Annotated in this window: 23 protein-coding genes; 11 read left to right on the top strand and 12 right to left on the bottom strand. The window is 74.5% G+C overall.

Going from position 1 to position 25,746, the window contains the following annotated elements:
• Window positions 1-3: 3 nt before the first annotated feature.
• Complete coding sequence (locus AB0E14_RS22585; RefSeq protein ID WP_362420839.1) at window positions 4-801, bottom strand: N-formylglutamate amidohydrolase; 798 nt, start codon at window positions 799-801, stop codon at window positions 4-6.
• A gap of 442 nt (window positions 802-1,243) precedes the next feature.
• Complete coding sequence (locus AB0E14_RS22580; RefSeq protein WP_362420836.1) at window positions 1,244-4,081, bottom strand: hypothetical protein; 2,838 nt, start codon at window positions 4,079-4,081, stop codon at window positions 1,244-1,246.
• Between the two features lie 286 nt (window positions 4,082-4,367).
• Here AB0E14_RS22580 and AB0E14_RS22575 point away from each other — a divergent pair, with 286 nt between their 5' ends.
• Complete coding sequence (locus AB0E14_RS22575) at window positions 4,368-5,282, top strand: diiron oxygenase (RefSeq protein WP_362420833.1); 915 nt, start codon at window positions 4,368-4,370, stop codon at window positions 5,280-5,282.
• Between the two features lie 60 nt (window positions 5,283-5,342).
• The gene (locus AB0E14_RS22570; protein WP_362420830.1) at window positions 5,343-7,004 is read left to right on the top strand and encodes an FAD-dependent oxidoreductase; all 1,662 of its coding nucleotides are present in this window, start codon (window positions 5,343-5,345) and stop codon (window positions 7,002-7,004) included.
• 39 nt (window positions 7,005-7,043) lie between these two features.
• On the opposite strand, the gene AB0E14_RS22565 is transcribed toward AB0E14_RS22570, so the two are convergent.
• The 3 genes from AB0E14_RS22565 to AB0E14_RS22555 all read right to left on the bottom strand — a co-directional run bounded on the left by AB0E14_RS22565 (window position 7,044) and on the right by AB0E14_RS22555 (window position 9,012).
• Window positions 7,044-7,694 (bottom strand): DUF4232 domain-containing protein, encoded by a 651-nt coding sequence (locus tag AB0E14_RS22565; protein WP_362420827.1) that lies wholly within the window; start codon window positions 7,692-7,694, stop codon window positions 7,044-7,046.
• A 29-nt stretch (window positions 7,695-7,723) separates the two neighbouring features.
• A complete protein-coding gene (locus tag AB0E14_RS22560; protein WP_362420824.1) occupies window positions 7,724-8,344 on the bottom strand; it encodes an L-threonylcarbamoyladenylate synthase in 621 nt (206 codons plus the stop codon).
• A gap of 89 nt (window positions 8,345-8,433) precedes the next feature.
• Window positions 8,434-9,012 (bottom strand): Type-2Aa cytolytic delta-endotoxin, encoded by a 579-nt coding sequence (locus AB0E14_RS22555; protein ID WP_362420821.1) that lies wholly within the window; start codon window positions 9,010-9,012, stop codon window positions 8,434-8,436.
• A 100-nt stretch (window positions 9,013-9,112) separates the two neighbouring features.
• Here AB0E14_RS22555 and AB0E14_RS22550 point away from each other — a divergent pair, with 100 nt between their 5' ends.
• Complete coding sequence (locus AB0E14_RS22550) at window positions 9,113-10,360, top strand: Tm-1-like ATP-binding domain-containing protein (RefSeq protein WP_362420818.1); 1,248 nt, start codon at window positions 9,113-9,115, stop codon at window positions 10,358-10,360.
• A gap of 40 nt (window positions 10,361-10,400) precedes the next feature.
• On the opposite strand, the gene AB0E14_RS22545 is transcribed toward AB0E14_RS22550, so the two are convergent.
• Window positions 10,401-13,070 carry an FAD/NAD(P)-binding protein gene (locus tag AB0E14_RS22545; protein ID WP_362420881.1) on the bottom strand — a complete coding sequence of 890 codons (2,670 nt, stop codon included), beginning with the start codon at window positions 13,068-13,070 and terminating at the stop codon, window positions 10,401-10,403.
• Window positions 13,071-13,250: 180 nt separating this feature from the next.
• Between AB0E14_RS22545 and AB0E14_RS22540 the strand changes: the two genes are divergently transcribed.
• Window positions 13,251-13,712: an Rrf2 family transcriptional regulator gene (locus AB0E14_RS22540; RefSeq protein WP_362420815.1), complete on the top strand. Its 462-nt coding sequence runs from the start codon at window positions 13,251-13,253 to the stop codon at window positions 13,710-13,712.
• 37 nt (window positions 13,713-13,749) lie between these two features.
• On the opposite strand, the gene AB0E14_RS22535 is transcribed toward AB0E14_RS22540, so the two are convergent.
• Together AB0E14_RS22535 and AB0E14_RS22530 are read right to left on the bottom strand one after the other, a co-directional pair.
• Window positions 13,750-14,046 carry an antibiotic biosynthesis monooxygenase gene (locus AB0E14_RS22535; RefSeq protein ID WP_362420812.1) on the bottom strand — a complete coding sequence of 99 codons (297 nt, stop codon included), beginning with the start codon at window positions 14,044-14,046 and terminating at the stop codon, window positions 13,750-13,752.
• 87 nt (window positions 14,047-14,133) lie between these two features.
• Entirely contained in the window at window positions 14,134-15,177 is a 1,044-nt protein-coding gene (locus tag AB0E14_RS22530; protein ID WP_362420809.1) for a M28 family peptidase, read from the bottom strand.
• A gap of 107 nt (window positions 15,178-15,284) precedes the next feature.
• Between AB0E14_RS22530 and AB0E14_RS22525 the strand changes: the two genes are divergently transcribed.
• Together AB0E14_RS22525 and AB0E14_RS22520 are read left to right on the top strand one after the other, a co-directional pair.
• A complete protein-coding gene (locus tag AB0E14_RS22525) occupies window positions 15,285-15,830 on the top strand; it encodes a hypothetical protein (protein WP_362420806.1) in 546 nt (181 codons plus the stop codon).
• Window positions 15,831-15,924: 94 nt separating this feature from the next.
• Window positions 15,925-16,146 carry a hypothetical protein gene (locus AB0E14_RS22520; RefSeq protein WP_362420803.1) on the top strand — a complete coding sequence of 74 codons (222 nt, stop codon included), beginning with the start codon at window positions 15,925-15,927 and terminating at the stop codon, window positions 16,144-16,146.
• On the opposite strand, the gene AB0E14_RS22515 is transcribed toward AB0E14_RS22520, so the two are convergent.
• Window positions 16,143-17,993: a S8 family serine peptidase gene (locus tag AB0E14_RS22515; protein ID WP_362420800.1), complete on the bottom strand. Its 1,851-nt coding sequence runs from the start codon at window positions 17,991-17,993 to the stop codon at window positions 16,143-16,145. The two genes, AB0E14_RS22520 and AB0E14_RS22515, sit on opposite strands and share 4 nt — an antisense overlap.
• A 206-nt stretch (window positions 17,994-18,199) precedes the next feature.
• Here AB0E14_RS22515 and AB0E14_RS22510 point away from each other — a divergent pair, with 206 nt between their 5' ends.
• The 3 genes from AB0E14_RS22510 to AB0E14_RS22500 all read left to right on the top strand — a co-directional run bounded on the left by AB0E14_RS22510 (window position 18,200) and on the right by AB0E14_RS22500 (window position 22,082).
• Window positions 18,200-18,868, top strand: coding sequence for a response regulator transcription factor (locus AB0E14_RS22510; RefSeq protein WP_362420878.1), 669 nt, complete (start codon window positions 18,200-18,202; stop codon window positions 18,866-18,868).
• On the top strand, window positions 18,865-20,196 hold the full coding sequence (locus AB0E14_RS22505; RefSeq protein ID WP_362420797.1) for a HAMP domain-containing sensor histidine kinase: 1,332 nt from the start codon (window positions 18,865-18,867) through the stop codon (window positions 20,194-20,196). The genes AB0E14_RS22510 and AB0E14_RS22505 overlap by 4 nt, the downstream gene beginning before the upstream one ends.
• A gap of 272 nt (window positions 20,197-20,468) precedes the next feature.
• Complete coding sequence (locus AB0E14_RS22500; RefSeq protein WP_362420794.1) at window positions 20,469-22,082, top strand: alpha/beta hydrolase; 1,614 nt, start codon at window positions 20,469-20,471, stop codon at window positions 22,080-22,082.
• Here AB0E14_RS22500 and AB0E14_RS22495 read toward each other — a convergent pair.
• Window positions 22,076-22,354, bottom strand: coding sequence for a hypothetical protein (locus AB0E14_RS22495; RefSeq protein WP_362420791.1), 279 nt, complete (start codon window positions 22,352-22,354; stop codon window positions 22,076-22,078). The two genes, AB0E14_RS22500 and AB0E14_RS22495, sit on opposite strands and share 7 nt — an antisense overlap.
• Before the next feature lie 171 nt (window positions 22,355-22,525).
• On the opposite strand from AB0E14_RS22495, the gene AB0E14_RS22490 reads away from it, so the two are divergent.
• Window positions 22,526-22,717 (top strand): hypothetical protein, encoded by a 192-nt coding sequence (locus AB0E14_RS22490; protein ID WP_362420788.1) that lies wholly within the window; start codon window positions 22,526-22,528, stop codon window positions 22,715-22,717.
• A gap of 38 nt (window positions 22,718-22,755) precedes the next feature.
• Here AB0E14_RS22490 and AB0E14_RS22485 read toward each other — a convergent pair whose 3' ends face one another.
• On the bottom strand, window positions 22,756-23,961 hold the full coding sequence (locus AB0E14_RS22485; protein ID WP_362420875.1) for an aromatic acid exporter family protein: 1,206 nt from the start codon (window positions 23,959-23,961) through the stop codon (window positions 22,756-22,758).
• A gap of 225 nt (window positions 23,962-24,186) precedes the next feature.
• Here AB0E14_RS22485 and AB0E14_RS22480 point away from each other — a divergent pair, with 225 nt between their 5' ends.
• Window positions 24,187-24,915, top strand: coding sequence for a VOC family protein (locus AB0E14_RS22480; protein ID WP_362420785.1), 729 nt, complete (start codon window positions 24,187-24,189; stop codon window positions 24,913-24,915).
• An 82-nt stretch (window positions 24,916-24,997) separates the two neighbouring features.
• Here AB0E14_RS22480 and AB0E14_RS22475 read toward each other — a convergent pair whose 3' ends face one another.
• Window positions 24,998-25,609 (bottom strand): hypothetical protein, encoded by a 612-nt coding sequence (locus AB0E14_RS22475; protein ID WP_362420782.1) that lies wholly within the window; start codon window positions 25,607-25,609, stop codon window positions 24,998-25,000.
• Between the last annotated feature and the right edge of the window lie 137 nt (window positions 25,610-25,746).

The following is a 25,746-nucleotide window of genomic DNA, read 5'->3' as shown; positions in this document are numbered from 1 at the left end:
ATTTCACCCGTGCGCCGCCGCCACTTCCCCGACCAGGGCCGTCAGGGCCGCCCCGAGCGCGTCGAGACCTGGCCCGGCCTCGCCGCCGGGCTCCACCATGTAGACGTCGCGCCGGATCTCGATCATCAGGGCGGTGACGCGCGGGTCCCGGCCGTAGTGCGCGAGCGGCACGTACGTCCCGGCGAAGGGGCTGTCCGTGCCGATGCCGCCGAACGGCGCGAACGCCTTCCGTGCCGCGTCCAGGAGCGCGGGCGGCGTGTGGAAGGAGTCGGTCCCGAGGCAGATCGGCGGCCGGGGGCCGGTGCCGTGCAGCTCGTAGGGCAGCGCCTCGGTCGGGTAGGAGTGCACGTCGATGATCACGGCGCGGCCGGCCGCGGCGAGCCGGTCGTCGACGGCGGCGGTCATGGCGCGGGCGTAGGGCGTGAAGTAGCGCTCCAGGAGCGGCTGTTCGTCGAAGTCGTCGGGCCGCAGCACGGCGCGGTGGGTGGTCCGGGTGTAGACCGCGCCCATGCCGACCGCGCGCATCTCCTCGCGCTCGTCGGGGAAGCGCTCGGGGTCGACGACCAGCCGGGAGAGCAGGTTGACGAACCGCCAGGGCGTGACGGCGGCGGCCCGCGCGGCGGTGTCCGCGAGGGCGTCGGTGTGGGCGTCGGTGATGTGGTCCAGTTCGCGCGCGAGCTCCTCGTCGCCGAGCACGATCCCGTCGCGCACGTCCGGGGGCACGTCCCGGGAGGAGTGCGGCACATGGAGGAGGACCGGGGAGCCGGAGTCTCCGGGGTGGAGGTGGAAGGACGGGGTCATGGCGGTCCTCGCTGTACGGCTCGGGTGGCTGCTGGTCGGTCGCTGGTGGTCGTGATCGGTGGGTGGCGGGCGGTAGGCGGTGGGCGGTGGGCGGTGGCCAGTGATCGGTGGCTGGTGGTCGGTGGGCGGTGGCCAGTGGCCGGTGGGCGGTGGTCGGTGGTCGGCGGGCACGGCCCGACAGCCGGGGATCGTGGTCCGCGGCTGGTGCCGTGGGCCGGGGGGGGGGGGGGGCGCGGCCACCCCCCCCCCGCCCGCGAGGGGTAAAAACCGTTTTGCGGGGGGCGCCCCCCCCCGCGGGAGGGGGGGGGCGGGGGGGGGGGGGGGGGGGGGGGGGGGGGGGGGGGGGGGGGGGGGGGCCCCGGGGGGGGGGGGGGGGGGGGGGGGGGGGGGGGGGGGGGGGGCCGCGCCCCCCCCGCGGCCCGGTCCGTATGGTCACATCCGGTTACGCGGCGTCCCGCACCGAGCCCGTGAACTCGGGCCCGTGGTGCGGCTCCCAGTTCTCGTCGTACGTGGTCAGCCGGGCCCGCAGGGTCTCCGTGGGCTCGTCGACGCGGTCCGCGACGGTCGGGATCGACACCTCGACGCTCGTCCCTCCGGCGGGCACGTCCGCCCAGACGCTCGCGGGCTCGCCCTCCCAGCCGAGCGCGGAGAGCGGCTTCGGCGGGTTCGGCACGGCGCCGAAGAACTGTTCCAGCCAGGCGGGGTCGACGTCGGCGCTGGACAGTTCGGGGCCGCCGGTGACCGGCAGGAGTTCGATGACCCCGCCGACCTCCACGTCGGCGGGCGCGGACAGGGTGATCCGCCAGGTCAGCGGCTTGCCCTCGGTGACGTCGTCGGCGACCGGGGTCACGGTGACCGTGGGCTTCGCGTCGTCGTTCCTCGCGGTCACCCCGCCGCGGTGGGAGCCGACGGCGACACCCTTCACGGCCTTCACGGAGACGTCCCGCGAGAGGTCGTGGCCGAACCGGGTGTTGCCCGTGACCTCGACCGGCACGTCGATGGACTGGCTGCCCGGGCTGACGGTGACGATCCTGGACGTCATCTCGTCCGAGCCCGGCATCGGGGTGAACACACGGACCTGGCCGCTGCCCCGGCCGGAGACCTCAACCGGCACGCGGTAGGTCCGTACGCCGGAGTCGCCCTCGTCCACGGTCAGTCGGCCGATGTCGACGCGGGGCATCGCAGCGGGCTCGGCGGCCGGGGTGCCCGGGCGCCAGCCCCAGGCGTCCATCAGCCAGGCCTGGCCCGCGCCGCCGGCCGGGGTCAGTTCGAGGCTCGTGATCCGCGTCAGGTCCAGCTTGGCCCGGGAGGCGAGGGCCAGCGGGACACGGACCTCACGGCCCCAGTGGGAGGTGGTGCGGTCGGTGCCCGGAAGTCCGTCGATCCGTGCCCGGCCGAGCGGTGCCCGCCGGCCGTCGGCGTCGACGAGCGCGATGTCCAGGCGTGTACCTGTGGTGTTGGGCGGCACGATGACGCGGAGCGCCAGCGAGCCGGAGCCCTTGAGGGAGACCGGGCGCTCGGCGCGTACGGTCGTCCGCGCCCCCGCGCCCGGGCCCGTCCAGCGCAGGGCGACGGCGTCGCGGCCGGGTTCGGGCGAGGCCTCCCAGAACGCGAAGTGCGGGGAGCGGCCGCCCGTGCCGTCGTCGTTCTGCGGCAGGCAGGCGCGGGCCGGATCCGGATCGATCTGGGCGCACAGCCGGCCGCCGCCGGTCACGGTGAGCCCGGGTCCCGGCAGGAAGCCGGGGGCGCGGTGCCCGCCGACGGCGTGGCTGAGGACGCGCGCGGGGCCGGCGGAAGCGACGCGGCGGCCGGTGCCGTCGAGGAGCGGACGGACGCGGTCGTCACCGCCGACGAAGAGCCGGGCCGCCGCGGCGATGTAGGTGGCGCCGACGGTCTGCTGCTGCGTGGCGGTCAGCCGGGTCTTGGCGCCGGGCGAGCAGACCGGGTCCTGGGCGTCGTCCGAGTTGAAGTCGTCGTGGGCGGGTGCCTCCGCCTGGCCCGGGGTCCACTCGCTGTTGAAGTAGTTGTGGTTGGTGCCGACCATGTACACCGCGCTCTGCAGCGCGGTGCCGCGGCTCACTCCGCGGGTGCCGTCGACGTAGATCTGGCCCTGGAGGTCGGAGACGTCGCCGTCGCAGCCGGGCAGCATGGTCATCGAGGGCACGTCCGGGGCCGGGTTCTGGCCGAAGATCGTGGGGCCGATCAGGACGTTGCCGCGGATCGTCCAGCGCGCCGGGCCGGGGGCTCCGTCCTGATCGGCCGGGGGCCGGTGCAGGCTGTCGAGCGCCGCGCGGTTCACCCCCTCGCCGCCCCGGGAGTGGCCGACGAGCAGGACGCGGGAGAGGTCGGCGGGCGCGGTCGCCCGGACGGCGTCCGGGGCGCCGGAGGGCTGCGCCGACCAGTCCGCCCAGCGGCCCAGGTGCTGTCGCACGAGGGACGAGCGGGCCTGTGCGCCGGCGTCGTCGGCCGCGTGGTCCTGGGCGTTGATGCCGTTCGCGGAGACGGAGACCGTCACATAGCCCTGGGAGGCGAGGAGCTTCTGGGCGGCCAGATAGCCCTTGTGACTGGGTATCGGCTTCATGCCGGGGGCGCAGGGCCAGGCTCCGGTCACCTCCTCCCCGGGGCCGTAGCAGGTGCCGTGGCGGCCGTGCAGGAAGAGCGCGAGGGGCCGCTTGCCGGGAGCGCCGGCGGGTCCGACGACGACGGCGCGCATCTCGATCGGCTCGGTGTATCCGGGCAACCGGACGGCCGGCAGCTCGTACTCGCCGCTGACGGTGCGGTAGGCGCCGGGCTTGCCGGGGTCGACCGGGTTGAGCGGCAGGGGCGGTTCCACCGGCCCCGCAGGGGCGGTGGGCTCCCTGCGGGGCGCCTCGCTCGCGGCGCCCGCGTCGCCCGGGGCGCCGGCGTCCAGGCGGCGCCCGGCGGCCATGACCCGCAGGTCCTCGGCGGCGCCCAGGCGCAGGCCGTCGGCCTTCAGCCGGAAGGCGTGCCCGTCGGCGGCGGGTGCGGGGCGGCCGAGGAGGCGCGTGCCCGAGTAGAACTCGACGCGGGCGTCGCCCATGGGGACGGGCTCGGTGGACGTCCAGACGAGTTCCCGGTCGGCGCCGTCGCCATTGAGCCGCCAGCCGTCCGGCAGCGTGCCGTCGACGCCGGCGGCTCTGGCGACGCCCGTCCGGGACGGGGCGCCCGGGTCGGGTTCGGCGAACGCCGGCGTTGGCGCCGCCGCGGCCAGGGCGACTAAGGCCACGGCCGTGGTCACCCCACGTGTGACACGTATCAAAGCGGTCTTCCTCACGATCGATCGGGTCGGGACAGCGCCGGGGCGGCTCGGGGCGCTCCAGGGCGCCTCGGGGTCCCGGCACGGGTCCCTCTCGTGATCGGAGGACGGCAACCGGCGTGCGTGGGTTGCCTCGTGGGGCGGGAGAGGGGCGGGGTGCGGGGAGATCGGCGGGAAATCGGCGCACGGGGGTAGGCCCGCCGGACCCGCTTGTTATACGTTCCGTCTAACAGCTTGCTAGATGCCGCATCTAACAAGACGTTCGCCGTCTCGATCCAAGGAGCCGCACATGGCGCGCAGCACCGTCCGCCCGGAGCGCGAGGACCGGCAGGCCGAACAGGAGGTCGCCCGCAGGCTCCTGGACTCGGCCGCCCAGCTCTCCTACGACCCGGCCACCGAGGTCGACTGGGACACCCCGCTGGACAAGGACTTCCACGGCGCGAGCCCGGAGTGGAGCACCCTCTACGGCACCGCGTACTGGAGCGAGTTGACCGAGGCGCAGCGCAAGGAGCTGACGCGCCAGGAGGCCGCTTCCGTGGCCAGCACCGGCATCTGGTTCGAGATGATCCTGCAGCAGATGGTGCTGCGCGACATGTACGCCAAGGACCCGACCGACCCCCGTTTCCAGTGGGCGCTCACCGAGGTCGCCGACGAGTGCCGGCACTCGATCATGTTCGCCCGCGGCGCCGCCAAGCTGGGCGCCCCCGCGTACCGGCCGCACCGGCTCGCGATCGAACTCGGCCGCGCCTTCAAGACGGTCGCCTTCGGCGAGGCCGCGTACGCGGCGATCCTGGTCGCCGAGGAGGTCCTCGACGTGATGCAGCGCGACTGGATGCGGGACGAGCGGGTCGTGCCGTTCGTCCGCACGATCAACAACATCCACGTCGTGGAGGAGTCCCGGCACATGAAGTTCGCCCGCGAGGAGACCCGCAGGCGGCTGCGGGGCGCGAGCGGGGTACGCCGCCGGTTCCACGCGCTGGTGATCGCCATCGCCTCGTACGTCATCGTCACCAGCATGGTCGGCCGGAAGGTCTACGAGAGCGCGGGCCTGGACGTCGAACGCGCCGTCGCCGAGGCGCGGGCCAACGAGCACCACAAGTCCCTGATGCGGTCCAGCTGCGCGGGCCTGATGGAGTTCCTCTCCTCCGCCGGGCTGCTGACCCGGCCCGCGCTGGTCTTCTACCGCCGCGCCCACCTGATCTGACCGCGGCCGTCCCCCCACACCCCCGAGCCGAGCCGTATCGACCCGAGCTGAGCCGACCACATGACCTACGCCATCACCCAGACCTGCTGCAACGACGCCACCTGTGTCGCCGTGTGCCCCGTCAACTGCATTCGTCCGACGCCGCGGGAGCGGGAGTTCGGCAGCACCGAGATGCTCCACATCGACCCGGCGACCTGCATCGACTGCGGCGCGTGCGCCGACGCCTGCCCGGTGGACGCGATCTTCCCGGTGGACAGCCTCTCCCCCGCGCAGGCCGGCTACGCCGCCGTCAACGCCGCGTACTTCGCCGACCGTGCCCCGCTGGGGACGGAGGCGGCGCCGGGACCGAACTTCCACTCCTGGGGCGCCCCGGCCTTCGACCGGTCCCTGCCGTCCGACTTCGCGCCCCTCCGGGTCGCGGTCGTCGGGACGGGACCGGCCGGGATGTACGCGGCGGAGGACCTGCTGCTGCACACCAACGCCGAGGTGACCCTCGTCGACCGGCTGCCCGTCGCGGGCGGTCTCGTCCGGTACGGCGTGGCGCCCGACCATCCCGCGACCAAGAAGGTCGGGGACACCTTCGCCCGCTTCCACACCCACCCCCGGGTCCGGCTGCGGCTGGGCGTCGAGGTCGGCAAGGACGTCACCGCGGAGGAACTCGCCGCGCACCACGACGCGGTGGTGTACGCGGTCGGCGCCTCCGCCGACCGCAGACTCGCCGTCCCGGGAGAGGAGTTGCCCGGCAGCGTCCCTGCGACGGCGTTCGTCTCCTGGTACAACGCCCACCCGGAGACCGCCCCGGACGCGATCGACCTGACCGGCGCCGAACGGGTCGTGGTGGTCGGCAACGGGAACGTCGCCCTCGACGTCGCCCGGATCCTCGTGACGGACCCCGAGGAGCTGGCCGCCACGGACATCGCCGACCACGCGCTCACGGCCCTGCGCGGCTCCCGGGTGCGCGAGGTGGTGCTGCTCGGCCGGCGGGGCCCGGAGGACGCCGCGTACACGGCCTCCGAACTGCGCGCCCTCACCCACCTGTCAGGGGTCCGCCTCGTCGTCGACGACCACGACCCGCGCACCGCCGCGGCGATCGACGGCGCCACGCCCGGCGGGAAGGCGGGGCTACTGCGGGAGGTGGCGCGGGAGACCGTCGACTGGACGCGGCCGCCGGGCCCCGACCGGCGCATCGTGCTCCGGTTCCACTCGGCGCCCGTCGCCCTGACCGGCGAGGACGCCGTGCTTGGAGCGCGGGTGACAGAGGGTTCCGGCGAGCGCGAGATCCCGGCCGGCCTGGTCCTGCGGGCGGTCGGCTACCGGGGCGTCCCGGTGCCGGGGCTGCCCTTCGACGAGGCGACCGGCACCGTGCCGCACGAGCACGGCCGGGTGGCGGGGATGCCGGGGACGTACGTCGTCGGCTGGATCAAGCGCGGTCCCTCGGGTGGGATCGGGGCCAACCGGACGTGCGCCGCCGAGACCGTCGGCACGCTCCTCGCCGACGCCGTGGCGGGCGCCCTGCCGGCGCCGTCCGGTACGGCCCGGGCGTTCCGGCGCCTGCTGCGCGGACGCGCCGAAGTCGTCGGCGCCCGCGGGCTCGCAGCGATCGACCGCGCCGAACGGGCCGAGGGGCGCGCGACCGGCCGCCCGCGCGTCAAACTCACCACGGTGGCCGCCCTGGTGGCCACGGCCCGCCGTCCCCGCGCCCGGCTGCGCCGCCCGGACTGACCGGCGCCCGCCCGGACTGACCGGCCGGGCGGCCGCCGGTCAGTCCGTGACCTTCTCCCAGGCCGTCGTGCCGAGCAGGCCGGTCTCACCGACGTCGAGGCCGCCCTCCGGCAGGACGGTCTGGCGGGCCACGCCCGGCGCAGGGGCGATCTCGACGTACACCCCGCTGCCCCGTCCGGTCGCCGGGTCGACGGCCGAGTACCGCCAGGCGAAGACGGAGCGCGCGGACTCGCCGGGCTTCAGCGTCACGGGATGCGCCCCGGGGTCCTGGAGGTCGGCGATGGGTCCCGTTCCCTTGAGGACGGTGACGTCCATCGGCTTCCGGTGGACGTCCCTGACCCGGACGTCCGGGTACCCCTCGACGCGCTGGTCCTCCGTGCCGCAGTTGGTGAGGGTCACCGGCATCGCGCGCAGCCCCATCGCCACGTTGACCATGCCGGTCGTCACCTTGACCCCGGTGGCCGGGCAGCCCTCCGCGCCGGTCGGGGCGGGCGGGTCCGCCCGCGAGGTGTCGGCCAGGCCGGCCGGGCGGTCCGCGCGCGGCGGCACGGACGACGGCTCGGCGGTCGCGTGCGCGCCGGTCCGCTCCGGGTCGGCCTCGCGGTCGAGTTCCGCCCCGAGACCGCACCCGGCCGTGAGGAGGACGACGGCCAGCAGGACGGGGGCGCACCGCGCGGGTATGACGGTCATGCCGCGATCATGACACGGCCGCCGATCGGCTACTCGAAGCGCGAGGTGTCGCCCGCCCCACGGCGGACGATCTCCGGCTCGCCCTCCGAGAAGTCGATGACCGTCGTCGGTTCCGTCCCGCAGTCGCCGGAGTCGAGGACGGCGTCCACGACGTGGTCGAGCCGCTCCTTGATCTCCCAGCCCTGGGTCATCGGTTCGTCCTCGCCGGGCAGCAGGAGGGTGCTGGAGAGCAGCGGTTCGCCGAGTTCTTCGAGGAGGGCCTGGGTGACGACGTGGTCGGGGATCCGGACACCGACCGTCTTCTTCTTGGGGTGCAGCAGCTGGCGCGGGACTTCCTTCGTCGCCGGCAGGATGAAGGTGTAGCTGCCGGGCGTCGCGGCCTTCACCGCGCGGAACACGTCGTTGTCGATCTGCACGAACTGGCCGAGCTGCGCGAAGTTCTGGCACACCAGGGTGAAGTGGTGGCGGTCGTCGAGTTCACGGATCGAGCGGATCCGGTTGATGCCGTCGCGGCTGCCGATGCGGCATCCCAGCGCGTAGCAGGAGTCCGTCGGGTACGCGATGAGCGCGTCGGCGCGGATGCTGTCCGCCACGGTGCCGATGGTGCGTCGCTGGGGGTTCTCGGGGTGCACGTCGAAGTACTTCGCCATGCGGGGCAGTCTAGGTTCCCTGCGGGTCCGGCCCGGGACGGCGGGCCGGTGCGGTTCCCCGCACGTTCGGGCGAGCGGAGCCTCGGGCCTCAGACCGCGAGGCCCAACTCCTGCCGCAGGACGATGGCGTTGAGCCGGATCGCGTACGGCGCGACGTCCATGAGCTGGAGGGCGGCGGCCCGCGCCTTCTCCAGTTCGACGGTGACGTCGATGCAGAAGGCGATCGCGTACAGGTGGTTCCCGGTCTCCTCGTCCTGGAGGGCGAAGAAGAGGTCGCGGTAGTAACGCGTCCGGTCCGGACCCTCCTCGTAGTACGAGAGTCCCGGCTCGCCCTCCTGCGCGGAGAGACCGGTGAAGGCGGCGGCGAGCTCCTTCTCGACGGTGTCCCAGAACGAGGCCTCGGCGAAGTCGCCGGGCAGCGCCTGACGCACCGCCTCCTTGAGGGAGAGCACCATGACCATGACCGGGGCCTGCTCCTGGAGCCCCCAGCCGCGCACCATCTTCACGACGGAGCTGTCCGGGATCGCGGCGGCGGCCCGGTGGATGTTCTCGAAGTCGAAGTTGACGGTGGCGGGCGCGATGGCCTGCTGGAACAGCCGGTCGATGGCCCGGGCCTGGTCGAGATGGTCCGGGCCCACCTCTATGACGGTCCTGAAACTGGCGGCCATGACATTCCTCCTTGTGGGTGATCAAGAGGGGTCAGTATGCCGCCTGGCGTCCGGCTGCCACAGTCTTGTCGTCATGTCGACTTGGACGGACAGTACGGGGATGGCGATCGTAGTGCTGGTGGGCACGTTGGACACCAAGGGTCTGGAGTACGGATGGCTGCGTGAGCGGCTGGAGAACCGCGGGGTCGACGTCCTCGTGGTCGATACGGGGGTGATCGGGACCCCTCTGATACCCGCCGACGTCCCCCGCGCCGAGGTGGCGCGGGCGGCGGGCGTGGATCTCGACGAGTTACGGAGCGACGGGGACCGGGGCGCGGCGGTGACCGCGATGGCGCGCGGGGCGGCCGAGGTCGTCCGGCGGCTGCACGCGGAGGGGCGGCTGCACGGGGTGCTCGCGCTCGGCGGCAGCGGCGGCACGTCGATCGCGACGCGGGCGATGCGGGCGCTGCCGCTGGGGGTGCCGAAGGTGATGGTCTCCTCGATGGCCTCGGGCGATGTCGCGCCCTATGTGGGCTCGGCGGACATCACCCTGATGTACAGCGTGGTCGACATCGCCGGGGTCAACCGGGTGTCGGCGCCGATACTGGCCAACGCCGTCGACGCGGTGGCGGGCATGGCGCGTGGGTTCGCCGCGGCGGCGGCGCCCGAGGTGCGGGACGACCGGCCGCTGGTGGCCGCGAGCATGGCGGGCGTGACGACCCCGGGGGTCGACGCGGCCCGGGCGCGGCTGACCGAACTCGGCTACGAGGTGCTGGTCTTCCACGCGAGCGGCGCGGGCGGCCGGACGCTGGAGTCGCTCGCGGAGCAGCGGCTCTTCGCCGGCGTCCTCGACCTGACGCTGTGCGAACTGGCGGACGACCTCTGCGGCGGCATCCTGACGGCCGGGCCCGACCGGCTGCTGGCCGCCGGGCGGGCGGGAATCCCGCAGGTGGTGAGCCCGGGCGCGCTCGACATGGTGAAGTTCGGCCCGCTGGACACCGTCCCCGAGCGGGTGCTCGACCGGGACGTGCGGGTGCACAACCCGTCGATCTCGGTGGTGCGGACGACGGCCGAGGAGTGCGCGGAGCTCGGCGCGCGGGTCGCCGTGAAGCTGCGCTCCGCGACCGGGCCGACGGCCGTGTGCCTGCCGCTGCGCGGCCTGTCGACGCTGGGCGCGCCGGGCGGGCCGTACCACGATCCGGTCCTGGACGAGGTCGTGTTCGACGCCGTCAGGGACGGGCTGCGGGGCAGCCCGGTGGACGTGGTGGAGTTCGACACCCATCTGAACGACCCGTCCTTCGGCCGCGCGGCGGCGGAGCTGCTGCACCGCCTGATCCAGGAGAACCGCCCGATTCAGAAGAGCTCCTGATCCAGGAGCGGCTGATGCAGGAGAGCGGCTGACGCGGACCCTAGTTCGGGAGGTCGGCCAGGCGGCGGCGGTCGAGGGGCGAGGAGCGGCGGTCGAGGCGTTCCTCCAGGAGGTGGCGGGCCGCGTCGCACTGGCCCGCCTCCAGAAGGGCGTGGAGCAGCGTCTCCTCGACGACCTCGCGCTGCGCGGCGCTGCCGCCCACCCGGCGCAGGGTGGGCAGCAGTCCGCGCAGTCCGTCGACCGCCGCCGTCCACCGCTCCTCCAGGACGGCTTCGAGCGCGTGGCAGAGCGGGGCGATGACCTCCCGCTGGACGGCGTCCGCTCCGGCGGCGTGGGTGCGCAGGCGGCGGAGCGCGGCCAGGTCGCCCGCCGCCGTGAGGGTGACCGCGCTGTGCAGGGCGGTGAAGGCGGTGGCGGGCCGTTCGAGGAGGTCGCGGGCGACGGCATCGAGCACGCCTTCCACCGGCACGCTGCCCGTCCAGTTCCGGGTCATCCGGGCCCGCCACAGCAGCGACCCGGAGTCGACGAGCGCCCGTACGCCGCCCACCTGGCGCGGCGCGAGCTGGGCGAACCAGCGGCGGCGTACCGCGGCGGAGTCGTCCAGGGCGAGTTCGTGCAGCGCCACGTGCCAGGAGAAGTGCGCCCGGTGCACCGCGCCCCGGCCCTGGCCGCCGATCCAGCCGTCGAGCCAGTCGCGGCCGGCCCGGTGGGCGCCGGACTCGTAGTGGACGTGGGCCATGGCGTGCGCGGCGTGCCCGGAGGCGGGTTCGGCGGCCAGGGCCGCCGTGGCGAGGAAGCCGGCCTCGTCGACGCGGCCCTGCTCCTGGCGGAGGAAGGCGAGCAGCGAGGTGGGGAACCAGTGGCCGTCGTAGGCGGGCGCGGTGTGTTCCACCAGGCGCTGGGCGAGCGTCCCGTCGAGGTCGCCGATGCCGGAGAAGGCGATCGTGGGCACCGCGATGCTCAGGGCGAAGGCGTCGACCGGGTGGCGGTCGAGGTGGTCGACGAGCGCCCGGTCCGCGTCCGCTCCCCCGTCGCCGCCCGGTGCTTCGATCCTGCGGGTCACCACGTCCACGAACGACCGCTCCCGCTCGTCGCCGCGCTCGGCCACGCCGCGCTGGGCGTCGGCGAGTTCGCGGTGCACGTCGACATCGGCTCCGCACTCGTGGCCGAGCAGGGCGAGCGCGGCGTGCCCGAGGGCGAAGCCGGGGTCGAGGGCGGTGGCCCGGGCGAACGCCTCGGCCGCCTTCGCCCGTACGGTGATCACCCGGCCGAGGCCGCTGCGATAGGCGGCGGCAGCGGCGGCATGGGTGGAGAGCGGCAGCCCGAACTGGTCGGTGGGCCGCCTACGGGTGGGCTGCGGCACGGGGGTGAGCGGGGCGAGCACGGCCTCGGCGACCTCCCGGGCCTGCGCCCTGATCTCGGGGATCGCGGTCGTCTCCCACAGCTCGCCGCGCCGGGGCGCGCCGAGGGTGAAGAGCGGGCGGTGGGTGGCGCCCCGGGCGTCGCGCAGCCGGCCCGCGTCGGTGGCGACGCCGATGCCGAGCGGGCCGGGGACGGCGAGCCCGTCGGCGAGCAGGCCGCCCCAGAGCGGATCCGCGGAGGCGTCGAGCCGGAGTCCCGGCCCGGTGCAGTCCACGACCCAGGCGACGTCGAACTCCCGGCCGTCGGCGAGCCCGACGGCGATCCGGCCGTCGGCGAGCGGGCGGGCGGCGGTGATCCGGCCCGCGTGGACGCGCAGCCGGTGGGCGGCGCGCGCCCGGGCGATCGCCTCGGCGGTGGCCGGGGCCATCCGGTGGCGGTGGACGTTCCAGCGGGTCGCGTCCCGGTCGAGGAACTCGGCCCGCTCCTCGTCGGTGAGGCCCTGCCAGACCGCGCCGATCACGGGCCGCAGCCCGTCGAGGGCGGGGCGCCAGTCGCCGTGGTCGCGCATCGAGGCGGCGAAGTGGAGCCGGAGCGCGGTGCGCAGCCGGTGCAGCGGGAGGGCCGTGATCCCGGGCGGCGGGGGTACGGGCGGCAGCGGGGCGACGGCGTGCGGCCGGGGCAGCAGCCCGCTGCGGGAGAGGGCGTGCACGGTGCGGCCGGGCCGGTCGAGGACCAGGGCGAGGTCGACGGCGGTCAGCCCCGCCCCGACGAGCAGCACGTCGTCGTCCGCGCCGACGGCGTCGAGGGCGCCGGGCGCCCAGGGGGCGGCGATGAACCGTGCGGATCCGTGCAGTTCGGCGGGTGCCCAGCGGGCGGTGCCCGCGGCGGGGCCTGTGGCCAGGACGACGCTGTCGGCCGTGAGCGTCGTGCCGTCGGCGAGCCGCAGGGCGAACCGCCCGTCTGCCGTCTGGGCGCAGCCGGTGGCCCGGGTCCGCACGCGCCGTACGGCGACGGTGCCGTGCGCCGTGATGACGGCGCGGCCGAGGGTGTCGGCGAGGTAGGAGCCGAAGCGGTGGCGGGAGGCGAAGTCCGCCGCGGTGACGGTGGATTCGCCGTGGCGGCAGAGCCAGCGCCGGAAGTGACCGGCGTCGTCGGGGTAGCAGCTCATGCCGCCGACGGGGACGTTGAGCCGGTGCTCGGGGACTTCGGTGGCGTACGCCGTGCCGCGCCCGGCCTCGGCCGCCGGGTCGATCAGGACGAGGTCGAGCGGGGTCCGCCGCCGGGCGGCCGTCTCGCACAGCTGGACGGCGACCAGCGCCCCGGCCGCGCCCGCGCCGACGACGGCCACGGTCGGTCGCGGACGGGGGGACGCGGTGGGGTGCGTGGACACGGGGGACCTCCGGCCGGGGCGGGCACTGCTCGACGACGTACTTCACTATGTCGATGAACAATGTGAACCGACAAGAGCGCACGGTCCCTTCACCCGTCGGCCGGATCGGTTTCGCGCCAGCCGTGAGACATTGAGGCGGTGAGGATCTCAGCACGAACGGACTACGCGGTCAGGGCCATGGCGGAGCTGGCCTGCTCCCCCGACCGGCCGCTGAAGGCGGAGGACGTGGCCGGGCGGCAGGACATCCCGGTCCGCTTCCTCTTCGTCGTCCTCAGCGAGCTGCGTCAGGCCCGCCTGGTCCGCAGCGTGCGCGGACCGGACGGCGGCTACACCCTCGCGCGACCGGCCGCGGAGATCACCCTCGCCGACGTGCTCCGCGCGATGGACGGCCCGCTGGTGAGCGTGCGTGACCTGAAACTGACCGGCCTGGAGTACCGGGGCGCGGCGGCTCCCATGCCGGACGTCTGGCGTGCGGTGCGGACGAGCCTGCGCCAGGTGCTGGAGGGCACGACCCTGGCGGACCTGGCCTCGGGCGCGCTGCCGGAGCTGGTGCGGGACCGGGCCCAGGAGTACACCGACGACGTGCGGACGTATCCGTAGCGACGCTCCGGACGCGGCCTGATCCGAACGAAAGGCCCTAGCGTCCCGGAAGGCCGAGTTCGCCGCCCTGGTAGAAGGCCTCGGTCTCCTCGACCACGAACGGGGCCATCGTCTCGCGGCGGGACCGCTCGGCCTCCGAGGAGCGCCAGGCGTCGCAGGCCTCCTGGGAGTCCCACAGGGAGACGCCGGTGATCTCGTGGCCGTCCTCGGTCCAGTAGGCGTACGCCCGGTGCAGTCCGTCGGGGGCGAAGCCCGGGCGCCAGGCGCGCTCGAACTCGTGCAGGGTGCCCGGCTTGATGCGGCGCGTGGTGACCCAGACAAAGCGCTGCTCCATCGCGGCCTCCTCGGGAACGGGGATGGGTGCGGGTGGCGCTCCTTCGACCACGGTAGGTCCGGGGCGCCGGTTCCGCCTCCGAGGCGGCTACCGGCCGTGACCGGGCGGCCGCCAGAGGGCGGCGGTGACCGCGGTGGCGACGGCGACGGCCGCCAGGCGGGCGGGGTCGACGGTGCCGGGGGTGTCGGTGGGCCGGTGGTAGTGGGGGTTGCGGAAGTTCGCCGTGCCGGTGAGCAGGACGGCCGGGATGCCCGCGCTCCAGTACGCGGCGTGGTCGCTGCGGCCGAGGTGGTTCAGCGGGGGCACGGCGAGCCCCGCGAGGGTGCCCAGGGGGCCGTCGGGGCGGGGGTCGCGGAGGGTGACGACGGGCAGGGCGGGTTCGGCGGCGCGGGCCGCCCGGCGCCAGAGGTCGGCGGCCTCGTCCGAGGAGCGCCGGTGGACGACCAGGGTGAAGTCGCCCCTCCCCGCACGGGCGCGGACGGCTCCGGCCGCGTCCCGGAAGAGCGCGCCGAAGCCCGCCGGGACCGCCTGCGTCCCGGGCCGGTCGGCGAAGCAGCCGACGGACTCCAGGCAGAGCATGCCCGAGACGCGCCGGCCGTGGCGCGCCGCGCGGGCAGCGACGCGGGCGCCGACGAAGCCGAGCTCCTCCATGTCGAAGCAGGCCAGTCGCACCCGGGGCGGCCGGGGCAGCCCGCCGAGCAGCCGCGCGACCTCCAGGAGGGCGGCGACTCCTGAGGCGTTGTCGTCGGCGCCGGGGCTGCCCACCACGGTGTCCAGATGGGCGCCGACGAGCACGGCGGGACCGTCGTCGGCGCCCGGCGGCTCGGCCAGCAGGTTGGCCCCGGCGAGCCGGCGGTGCAGACGGAACCGGAGGGGGGTGAGGCGTCCACCGCCGGGGCGGTCGGTGCAGCCGGGGCGCCACCGGACCTCGAACGGCTGCCGCTCGGTGCGCCACCCGGCCTCCGCGAGCCGTTCCGTCACATGGGCCTCGGCGCGCAGCATGGCCTCGGGCGCGTGGATCCGGCCCCGGGGGCGGTCGGCGAGGAAGGCGACGTCGTCCCGCAGCCGCGCCGGGTCGGCCCGCCGGGTCAGCTCCCGGACGAGGCCGGGCACATCGGGATCCGCCTCCATGGCGTCGATGGTCGCGCACGCGGCGCGCGGGGGCGCGTCCGGGCAACCACACTGGGGGTAATGCCGTCCCTCTCCGTACGAACCCCTCACCGGAAGGATCCCCCGGCATGCCGACGATCGATCCCGTCACCCGCAGGCTCAGGCGCCTCTTCGCGGTCCTGGACGCCGACGCCGACGGATTCGTCACCTGGTCCGACCACCGCCGCGTCGTGGAGGCCTACGCCGGCGCGTACGGGCTGCCGACGGACGAGCCCCGGATCCAGGCCCTGGAGCGGGCGTACTGGGCGCAGTGGCTGGGGCTGCTCGCCCAGTCGGTGCCGGGGCGGGAGCGGCTCGACCAGGACGGGTTCGTCGCGGCGCACCGCGCGGTGGGCTACGACACGGACCGGCCCGAGATCCTGGAGAACCTCGCGACCGCGATCTTCCGGATCATGGACACCAAGGGCGACAAGCGGGTCAGCGGGGAGGAGTTCACCGCCTACCTCGCCGTCTGGGACGTCCCGGGCGACGAGGGTGCCGCGGCCTTCGCCGGGCTCGACCTGGACCGGGACGCGTACCTCTCGCAGCGTGAGATCGCCCGGTCGCTGCGGGCGTTCCATCTCCACAACGACGACCTGAAGACCCCGGGAGGCATCTTCCTGGGCGTGTACTGACACCCCGGCGGGTCGCGGTCCCGCGCGCCGGGTGCCGACACCCCGGGCATGTGCTGACCGTGCACGGCGGGCCCGGGTGTGGTCGGATCGGCGCATGGACGTCACAGAGGCGGGCGACGGTTCGCCGGGGCCCGAGGGTCCCGGAGACCGCCGCCGCGCGGCGCGACGGGCCGTCGCCGGCCGGACGGCCGACGCGGCCGAGCTGGCGGAGTTCCTCGACATACTGGATCTGCGGCCGGAGGTCGACCACCTCTACTCCGCCAAGGAGTCCGGGCGCCCCCGCCGCGACGGCGGAGGGCGCCCGGGCAAGACCTAGAAGGTCAGGTTCCAGGCGTCGATCTTGCCGGTGTCCTGGTTGGCGTTGTCGTTCACACGGAGCTTCCAGACGCCGTTGGCGACCTCGGCGGAGGCGTTCACGGTGAAGGTCTGGACGATGTTGTCCGTGCCGCTGCCGGTCCGGTTGTGCACGGTGTACACGGTGCCGTCGGGGGCGACCAGGTCGACCTTCAGGTCACCGATGTACGTGTGCTTGATGTCCAGGCCGACCTTCAGGGTGGCCGGGGCGTTGCCCGTGACGCCGCTGACGGTGATCGCGCTCTCGACGGTGGTGTTGTCGGCGATGGCGACGTCGGTGAGGTTCTCGAAGTACGCGCCGGGCGGCGGGGTGGTGCCGCCGACGGCCTTCAGCGCGTCGACCCGGCCCTCGCCGAAGAAGCCGTTGTTGGCGGTGGTGCCGGTGCACCGGCTGTCCGACGGGCAGGCCAGGTCGGTGGCCTGGACGCCGAGCTTCGTACGGATGTCGGCCGGGGTGTCGCCCGGGTTCGCGCTCGCGAGGAGCGCCGCGACGCCCGCGACGTGCGGAGCGGCCATGGAGGTGCCGCTCAGCGAGGAGTACTTGCCGCCGGGGACGGTGCTGTAGACCGACTCGCCGGGCGCGGAGACCTCGATGACGTTCCGTCCGAAGTTGGAGAAGGACGCCTTGGACGAGCCGTTGGTGCCGTTCGCCGAGACCGTGACGACACCCGGCAGCTCGGCCGGGATGTCCAGGCAGTCGTTGGTGATGGTCCGGGTCACCGGGGTGGAGTCGTTGGGCGAGGAGCTGTCCGTGGTCTTGTTCGCCAGGTCCACGTTGGAGTTGCCGGCCGCCGCGACCTGCAGCGAGCCCTTGCCCTCGGCGTACTTCTGGGCGCGGCCCACACCCTCCAGGATGGCTGCCTGGTCCAGGTTGTTCGGGCAGTTGAACTGCCACGGGTCCGTGTAGTAGCTGTTGTTGGTGACCTTGAAGCCGTGGTCACCGGACCAGACGAGTCCGCAGATGGTGTTCTCGGGGAAGAAGAGCGTGGAGCCCGGCTCGGCGATGCGGACCGAGGAGATCTTCACGCTCGGCGCGACGCCGATGGCGCCCTTGCCGTTCTTGGCGGCGGCGACCGTGCCGGCCACGTGGGTGCCGTGCTGGTCCACGTCGCGCCAGGCTCCGGCCCGGGTGTCCGCCTTGCCGTAGGCGCAGGAGACCGAGTCGGCGGCGTTGAAGTTCGGCGCCAGGTCCTGGTGCTGGTCGTCCACGCCGGTGTCGAGGATGCCGACCTTGACGGTCGGCGAGCCCGTGGAGACCGCCCAGGCCTGGTCGGCCTTGATCTGCGTCATGTCCGAGCGGACCGGCTCGGTGGCCGGGGGCGCCGACTGCGCCGGGTTGCTCGGCAGCGCCGGGTTGTAGGCGTCGGCCGGGACGTCGGAGGTGCGGGTGGCGCCGACCTGCTGGACGCCGGAGACCGTACGCATCGTCGCGGCGAAGGTGCCGGAGGTGGAGTGCGCCACGACGACGCCGATGGCGTCGAAGTACGAGAAGACCGAGCCGCCGTTGTTCGCGACCGCCGTGCGGACGGCGGTGGTGTCACCGGGAGCGGTGATGACCAGGTAGGCCCGGGTGCCGGCGGCCCAGGCCGCCGCTGCGGCCGGACCTGCGGCCTGACGGGTCGCCGCGGCTGCGGCCGACGCGGCGGAGGCCGCGGTGGTCAGGGGCGCCGCCGAGGCGGACCTGGGCTCCGGGACACCGGCCGGAGCGGCCGGGGCGGCTCCGACGGGCGCGGCGAGCGCGACGACCGCCCCGAGGGCGGTGGCGGCGGTGGCCGGGAGTCTCAGCCTGCTGGATATGTGGGAAAACAATGCGTCCTCCGATGGCCCGGTGACGCTGGTGGCGCCGGCCGGGCCCTGTGATGTGTGGGGTGGACGCAAGATCCCAGAGGCCGTGAGCGGAAGGAAGTCTTCTGTCCGACAAGCCTGTTGGCGTTACACAGTGTTGATCTGACGACACATCAGGTAAGGGGGATTTCGGCGCCGTTGGGCGGTTCGTTAGGGTGGGCGCCGTGCGGGTGCTGCTGGTCGAGGACGACGGGGATCTGCGTTTCGGGGTGGCCGCCGCGCTGCGCGCCGCCGGGTTCGCGGTCGACGAGGCGGCGGACCTTCCGCGGGCGGACGAGGCGCTCTTCGTCACGCCCTACGACTGCGCGGTCTTCGACCGGATGCTGCCCTCGGGGGACGCGGCGGACTACGTCGCGGAGCTGCGCCACCGGGGCGGCACCGTGCCCGTGCTCTTCCTCACCGCCCGGGACACCGTCGCCGACCGGGTCGGGGGCTTCGCCGCCGGCGGCGACGACTACCTGGTCAAGCCGTTCGCCGTGCCCGAACTCGTCGCCCGGGTGGGCAGTCTGTGCCGCCGGGCGGCGGTCGTCCGGCCACCGGTCCACCTCGTCGGGGACCTGGAGGTCGACACCGCGCGCCGCCAGGTCCGGCGCGGCGGGGTCCTGCTGACCCTGACCGGCCGGGAGTTCGCGGTCCTGGAGGTCCTGGCGGCCCGGACGGACCAGGCCGTCTCCCGGGGCGAGCTGATCGAGAGCTGCTGGGACGAGATGGCGGAGCCCCGCTCGAACGTCCTGGAGGTGCTCGTCTCCCAGCTGCGCCGCAAGCTCGGCGACCCGCCCCTCATCCACACGGTGCGCGGAGTCGGCTACCGGCTCGCGCCGCGCGAGGAACGGGAGTGAGCCGGCGCCCGGCCGGGGGCCGGGCGCTCACGCCCACCGCACGGGTGCGGCGGCTGCGCCGACGGATCACCGCCCTCTTCGCGCTCACCAGCGCCGTCGGGCTCGTCACCATGGCCGTCCTGGCCGTGCGCAGCGACGACGCGCGGTGGCGGGAGCAGCTCGACCGGGCGATGAACCTGGACACCACGCAGGCGATCGGCCTGCTCGCGTACGACGGGGACGACCGCCTGGACACCACGGACCTCGTCGGGACCATGGACACCGGCTGCCCGCAGCTGACCGTGCTGTCCGTGCCGAGGGACGGCTCGACCGGGCCGGTGGTCGACCACGCGGGGAAGGACCCGTGTCTGGCCGGGGCGCCGGCCGACGTCCGGGCGGTGGCCGAGGCGGCGCTGCGCCGCGGGGACGTCGTCGCCGTCGAGGGGCGGTCGGTGGACGGGCGGCCGGTGCGGCTGTTCGCGGAGCCCTTCTTCGCCCCCGACGCCGAGGGCCCCACGGGCCGGGACGGCGCCGTCGTCACGCTGTACGAGAGCACGGAGGCCATGGCCGAGCACCGCCGTACGACCTGGCTGCTGTCGGCCGGGTGCGCGGTCCTGGTGGTGCTTTCGGCGGCGGTCGGGCACCTGCTGTCCGGACGGGCGATCCGCCCGGCCCTGACGGTACTGGGGCAGCAGGAGGCGTTCCTCGCCGACGCGGCCCACGATCTGCGGACCCCGGTGGCCTCGCTGCGGATGCTCGCGGAGACCGCCCTGCGCGGCGACACGGACAGCACGGAGGTGCTGCGCCGCACGATGCGGCTCGCCGACGGCATGGGCGGACTCGTCGACGGACTGCTCACCAGGGCCCGGCTGATGACGGGCGTACAGACCCTGGCTCGGGAGCCACTGCGGCTCGACCAACTGGTGGAGGCGGTGGTGGCGGACGCCCCGTCGGAGGGGCAGCGGGTGACGGTACGGGCCGAGGAGACGGTCGTCCTCGCAGACCCCGACCTGGTGCGCCGGGCGGTGGGGAACCTGCTGGGCAACGCCCTCACCCACGGCCACGCTCCGGGCGAGCCCGCGGTCGTACGGGTCGAGATCGCGCGGGAAGGGCGCGAGGGGGTCGTGACGGTGACGGACGCCGGTCCTGGCCTGCCGACGGGCGTGGCGGACGCCCTCTTCGAGCGGTTCCGCAGCGGCTCGGGGTCGACCGGGCTCGGTCTCTCCATCGCCTCCTGGGTCGCCCACGCCCACGGCGGCAGCCTGACCGCCGCGAGCGGCGGGCCGGGCGGGCCGGGCGGGCTCGGCGGCGCGCGCTTCGTCCTGCGGCTGCCGGCCGCGGAGTCCTGAGGGCACGCGCGGAGCGCCGCGGCCGGCGGCCGGCGTGGCAGCGGGCTGGGCGCCGCCGTCTGCGCGCCGCGGGCATGCGGGCTTACGCGCTTGCGGGCTTGCGGGCTTGCAGGCTTCCGGGCTTGCGGGCTTGCGGGCTTCCAGGCTTCCGGGCTTCCGGGCTTCCGGGCTTCCGGGCTTCCGGGCAGGGGGCGACAGGCAGCCTCACGAAATCCTCAGCATCGTCGGGCGACGCTGTGCGCACCCGTACCCGGTCTGCCAGGAGCTCGTCCGTGAAGCGCGTCCACCGTTCCCGTCCCGCCCTCGCCCTCTCCCTGGCCCTCCTCGCGGCCACCGCCCTCTCCGGCTGCACGGCCACGGCACCGGAGGACGGCGGGCGTGCCGTCGCCGTCGACCCGTCCGGCCGCCCGGAGTTGCGGGCGTTCTACACCCAGAAGCTGACGTGGACCGACTGCGGAGAACTCCGCTGTGCGCGGCTGACGGTGCCGATGGACTACGCCGATCCGGCCGACGGCCGGACCTTCGTGCTGCCGGTCGCCAAGGCCGTCACCGCCGACCCGGCGCGTCGTATCGGCGCGCTCGTCTACAACCCCGGTGGTCCCGGTGGCTCCGGCGTGGACAGCCTCACGGACGGCGGCGCCGACGCCTTCGGCGCCGAGGTCCGTGCGCGCTTCGACATCGTCTCCTTCGACCCGCGCGGTGTGGGCGCCAGCACCCCTGCCCTGACCTGCGACGAAGGAAAGGAGGAGGGCGGGGCGGCTGCCGGGCCGGCCGACGGGCACCCGTTGAGCCCCCGTACCGAGGCCGACCGTAAGGGCGTCCTGGCCGTGGCCGAGGCCGAGGCCGGCGCGTGCGTCGCGGGGAGCGGGGACATCCTGCGGCACGTCGGGACGCGGGACGCGGCCCGTGACCTGGACGTGCTGCGGGCGGCGCTCGGCGAGACCCGGCTCACGTACGTCGGCTGGTCGTACGGGACGAGCCTGGGCACCGAGTACGCCGAGCAGTTCCCGCGCCGGGTCCGCGCGTCGGTCCTCGACGGAGCGGTCGATCCGTCGCTCGGCTGGCGCGCCCGCGCGCAGAGCCAGGCCGCCGGGTTCCGCCGGGCGGTCGACGACTACGCCACGCACTGCGCGGACGTCGCCGGGGACGGGGTCTGCCCCGGCGCGACGCCGGGGGAGATACGGAAGGTGATCGACGGGCTCTTCGCGCGGACGGCGCGCGCACCGATCCCGGTCGACGGCTCCGCGTCCGGGGTCGACGAGCGGATGCTGCTGGACGCCCTGTCGATGGCGATGTACACGCCCGAGGACCAGTGGAAGGAACTGTCCGAGGCGCTGACGGCCGCCGACTCCGGCGACGGCACGCAGCTCGCCGCGCTCGCGAACGACGAGGAGACCGCCGAGGACGAGGACGGCGGTGGGAGCGGAGGCGCGGACACGGCGCCGGCCGACGAGCCGAGCCCCGCGCCGGCCGACAACGAGGGCGCCGCGCTCCTGGCCGTGAACTGCGCCGACACCCCGCACCCCCGGGGCGCCGAGCCGTACTGGGACGCCCTCGCCCCCGCGCAGAAGGCGGCGGGCCCCTACGGCACCGCCGCCGTGCTGGACTCCATGGTGTGCAAGGGCCTCCCGGCCGGCCCTGGGCAGCCGCACCGGGTCCGCGCGGAGGGCGTGGCTCCGGTCCTCGTGGTGGGCACCACCGGCGACCCGGCGACGCCGTACGAGGAGGCGGTGAGCCTCGCGGCGCAGTTCCCCGGCGGCATGCTGCTGACGTACGAGGGGGTGGGCCACACCGCCTACGGCCGGGGCGGCTCCTGTGTGGGCGACGCCGTCGACGCGTACCTCGTCGACCTGAGGCCGGTCCGCCCCGGTGCGCGCTGTCAGTAGAGGCGAGGGGACATGACCTGCGGTTCGGCGCCCGGCACTTCCAGGACGCAGCGGGGGATGCCGGGGCCCGCGGTGGCCCGGACCGAGGCCGGTGTCGGCGGCTCGGTCGGCAGTTCGACGTGCACGGTCACCGGGCGGTCGCCGCTCGTCGTGGCGTAGCCGGTGGACTTGCCGTCGACGAGGACCTCGACCACGGCCTTGTGGCCGGTCTGGACAGTGACGCTGACCGAGTGCCCCGCGTGGTCGATGTGGAAGTGGTGGCGTCGTCTCATGGGGTCGCCTCCGACCGGGTCGCCGTCGCGCCCCTCGCTCCAGGGTAGCCATCGGGCCCCCGCACGGCCTCATGGGCGCCATCACCCGAACAGCCGCCCTCCGGGCGTGCAACCCGCCTTCGGTCGGGTGCACTGGAAGGGCAAGAGCGTCCGCCGAGCATGGAGACGACCATGTACGAAATGCACGTCGGCATAGCACCCCGGGACGGGGTCTTCGTCTGGCACGTGGCCGCCATCGGAACGGCGACCGCCCTCTGCGGGCAGTCGCTCCACGAGGAGCCGCTGGAGGAGCGCGAGAGGACCGACCGTCACTGCACCCCCTGTATGAGTTCTTTTCAGGAGCTGATGAACGACCGGCGGTGACTGCCGGAATTTCCCATGGCCCGATCCACCACCATCCCTCACACCCCCAGTCGGTCGTAGAACGCCGACAGCCTCGGCCGCCGCTCCGCGCGTTCGCGCGAGTGGCGGTCGAGTTCTTCCATGAGGCGGCGTCCCCGGTGGTCGAGGTCGAGTTCGTCGAGGATCCGGTCGATCTCGGCGAGCAGCGCTCCGTACAGCTGCCACTGGCGGGGGTCGCGCTGGACGTGCCGGAGCAGCAGCTCGGCCGCGTGGTCACGGACGGCGCGGGCGGCGCGCAGTTCGCCGGCGAGCCGTTCCTCAGCGGCGTCGGCGTCCGCGCTGACATGGGTGGAGACGAGGACGGCGAAGCTCACGAGGGTGTCGGCGATCCGGGCCAGGAGGTCCTCGAGGGCGAGCGCGAGGTCCTCGGGGAAGAGCACGTCCCCCTTGCGCTCCTTGGCGAGGTCGGTGAGCGTCCTGGCCAGGACGCGCAGGACGACGGCGCAGATCTCCAGGGTGTCCAGCCCGGTGCGGAGCACGATGCGGTGCAGGACGCCTTCCTTCTCCTTGACCCGGGGGTTGAAGCGGAGGCTGTCCTCGGCCTGGCGCAGTGCCGCGTCCACGTCGGCCACGTCGTTGTCGAGGCGGCGGGCCTCGTGCAGCCGGGCGGCGGCGCGGGCGACGGGTGTGGGCGTGGTGAGTTCCTCGCCGAGGCCGAGCAGGAGCCGACGCATCCGCCGCGCGAGGTCCTCGATGGACTCGCCCGCCGTGCCGACCCAGACCGGCGGGACGAGGACGGTGTTGAAGAGCAGGCCGACGACGGCGCCGATGAGGGTCTCCAGGACCCGGTCCCAGGCGGTGTTGGTGACCTGGGTGACGCCGAGGACGAGCATCGCGCTGATCGCGACCTCGGGGACGAACTCGTCCACGCGCACGAACCGGCCCACCACCAGCGACGCCAGGATGATCAGTCCGAGGCTCCACCAGGTGAGGCCGACCAGGGCGCTGAACGCGATCGCGATGATGACGCCGACGACCACCGCGTTGACCCGTCGGATGCCGGTCGTGAGCGTGGAGTACAGGGTGACCTGGACGACGAGCAGCGCGGTGAGCGGGGCGGTCAGCGGGGCGGGTTCGCTGCTCAGCTGGAGGGCGACGACATAGGCGATGGTGGCCGCGGCGGTCGACCGGACGGTCTGGACGACCGCCGGTTCCCGGCGCCGCGCCCACAGCTCGGACCCGGCTCGTCGTAGCGCCGCGCGCACGTCCCTCACCTTGTCAGGTTTTCGCAACGGTTGCCTCTTCGCATGCCGGACACGGACGGTGAGGGGGGGACGCGTGCCGGAACCGGCTCGGGACGGGCGTGCCGGAATGGCGATCTCGCCGGGGTTACGGTGGGATGAGAGCGATCACGCGTCCACGACGGATGGATGAAGGTTGTGTCGACCTCGAGCCATGCGGTGTCCGGCGCCCCTTGTTGGGTCTCTCTCATGACCCGCGACCTCCGCGCCGCCGAGACCTTCTACGGGGGTGTCTTCGGCTGGGAGTTCCGGCCCACCCGACTGGGTGAGGAGTTCTCCGTAGCGCTGCGTGACGGTGCCCCGGTCGCCGGCATCGGCGCCCTGGCCCCGCGCCTCGCGGTGGCCGTCGCCTGGACGCCGTACTTCGCCGTCGACGACGCCGATGTGACGGCGGCGCGCATCAGGGAGCGCAGCGCGACGGTGGCCGTGGGGCCGCTGCGCTTCGGGACGGGTCGGGCGGCGCTCGCCTCGGACCGCGAGGGGGCCGTCTTCGGTATCTGGGAGGGCGAGCTCATCCCGGACTGGAGCGTGGGCAAGGGCGGTGCTCCGGCGTGGCTGGAGCTGCGGACGAGGAACGCGTTCGACGCGGCGATCTTCTACGCCGAGGTCCTCGACTGGGCCGGTGAGCGGCCCGGCTGCTGTCAGGTGAGCTACGAGGACGACCATGTCGTCCTGAGCCACGGGGGCACCACGGTCGCGCGGCTCTACGGCGGCGCGGTGGAGGCGGCCCCGGACCCGCAGGTGAGGCCCCGCTGGCACGTGCACTTCCGGGTCCCCGACGTGGACGTGGCGGTCGAGGACGCCGTCGGTCTCGGCGGGACGGTCATGTCGCCGGTCCGGCCCTCGGGCAACGGCCGTTGCGTCACGCTGCGCGATCCCGACGGCGCTCTCTTCACCGTGGCCGACAGCGTGGAGTGAGGCGGGGGGGGGCGCCCCAGTGAGCCGGGCACGCGTCCTGGGGGCGCTGTGAGTGGGCGTCCCGTCCCGGGCGCCCCCGGCATCACTCCCCCGCGTGGGCGGCGCGCCGGATGGTCGCGTCGACGAGGGCGAGGGCCTGCTCGGCGGTGCGCCCCGGGGCGCGGTTCCAGGGGCCGATGAGTCCGGTCCAGCCCTGGGCGCGCAGTTCGGTGACGATCCAGGCGGCGGAACGGTTCATGGTGTCGGTGCTGCCGTGCCCGAGGCGGTGCGCGGTGAGCAGGGCGCCGCAGAGGCAGCGTGCGCCGCGGGCGTCGCGGAGCCGGTACGGCCTGTTCTGCCAGCCCCACTCGACCAGGACGCGGCGGGCGTGCGCGAGGTGGACGGAGGGGCGCACGTCGGGCTGTCCGAGCCGGCGCCAGGTGTGCAGCCGGTCGGGCAGGATCGCGCCGAGCCGACCGGGGAGCGGCCGCTCGGCCGGCGGGGTCGCGGGGATCGCGTCGAGCGCGGTGGCGACGAGCTGGTCGACGGGGACGGAGAGCAGCCGGCGCCAGTCCTCCGGCTCCGGCTTCTTCACGCCAGGTTCGGGCGCCGGCGGGAGATCCCAGTGACGGACGATTTCCTGCCACGCGGCGGTGTCGTGGAGCGCGGCGGCGGCGCGGTCGAGGTCGTCGGGGGCGCGGGTCGACGGCGTCATGCGGGCTCCAGGATCGGCGTGTCTCGGCAGGGGAACGACACATCAATATGTCGGCTTTGTCCCGAACATTCTTGAGCGATCCAGCCAAAAGTTACCCATAGGTATGCCGTGACTTCCCATGCGGGCAGCAGTAGAAC

Origin of the sequence: Streptomyces sp. NPDC047981 (assembly GCF_040653315.1) — a bacterium.
In the GTDB taxonomy this organism is placed as follows: domain Bacteria; phylum Actinomycetota; class Actinomycetes; order Streptomycetales; family Streptomycetaceae; genus Streptomyces.
The sequence above is the reverse complement of the archived record's forward strand: the minus strand, read 5'-3'. Positions and strand labels throughout refer to the sequence as shown.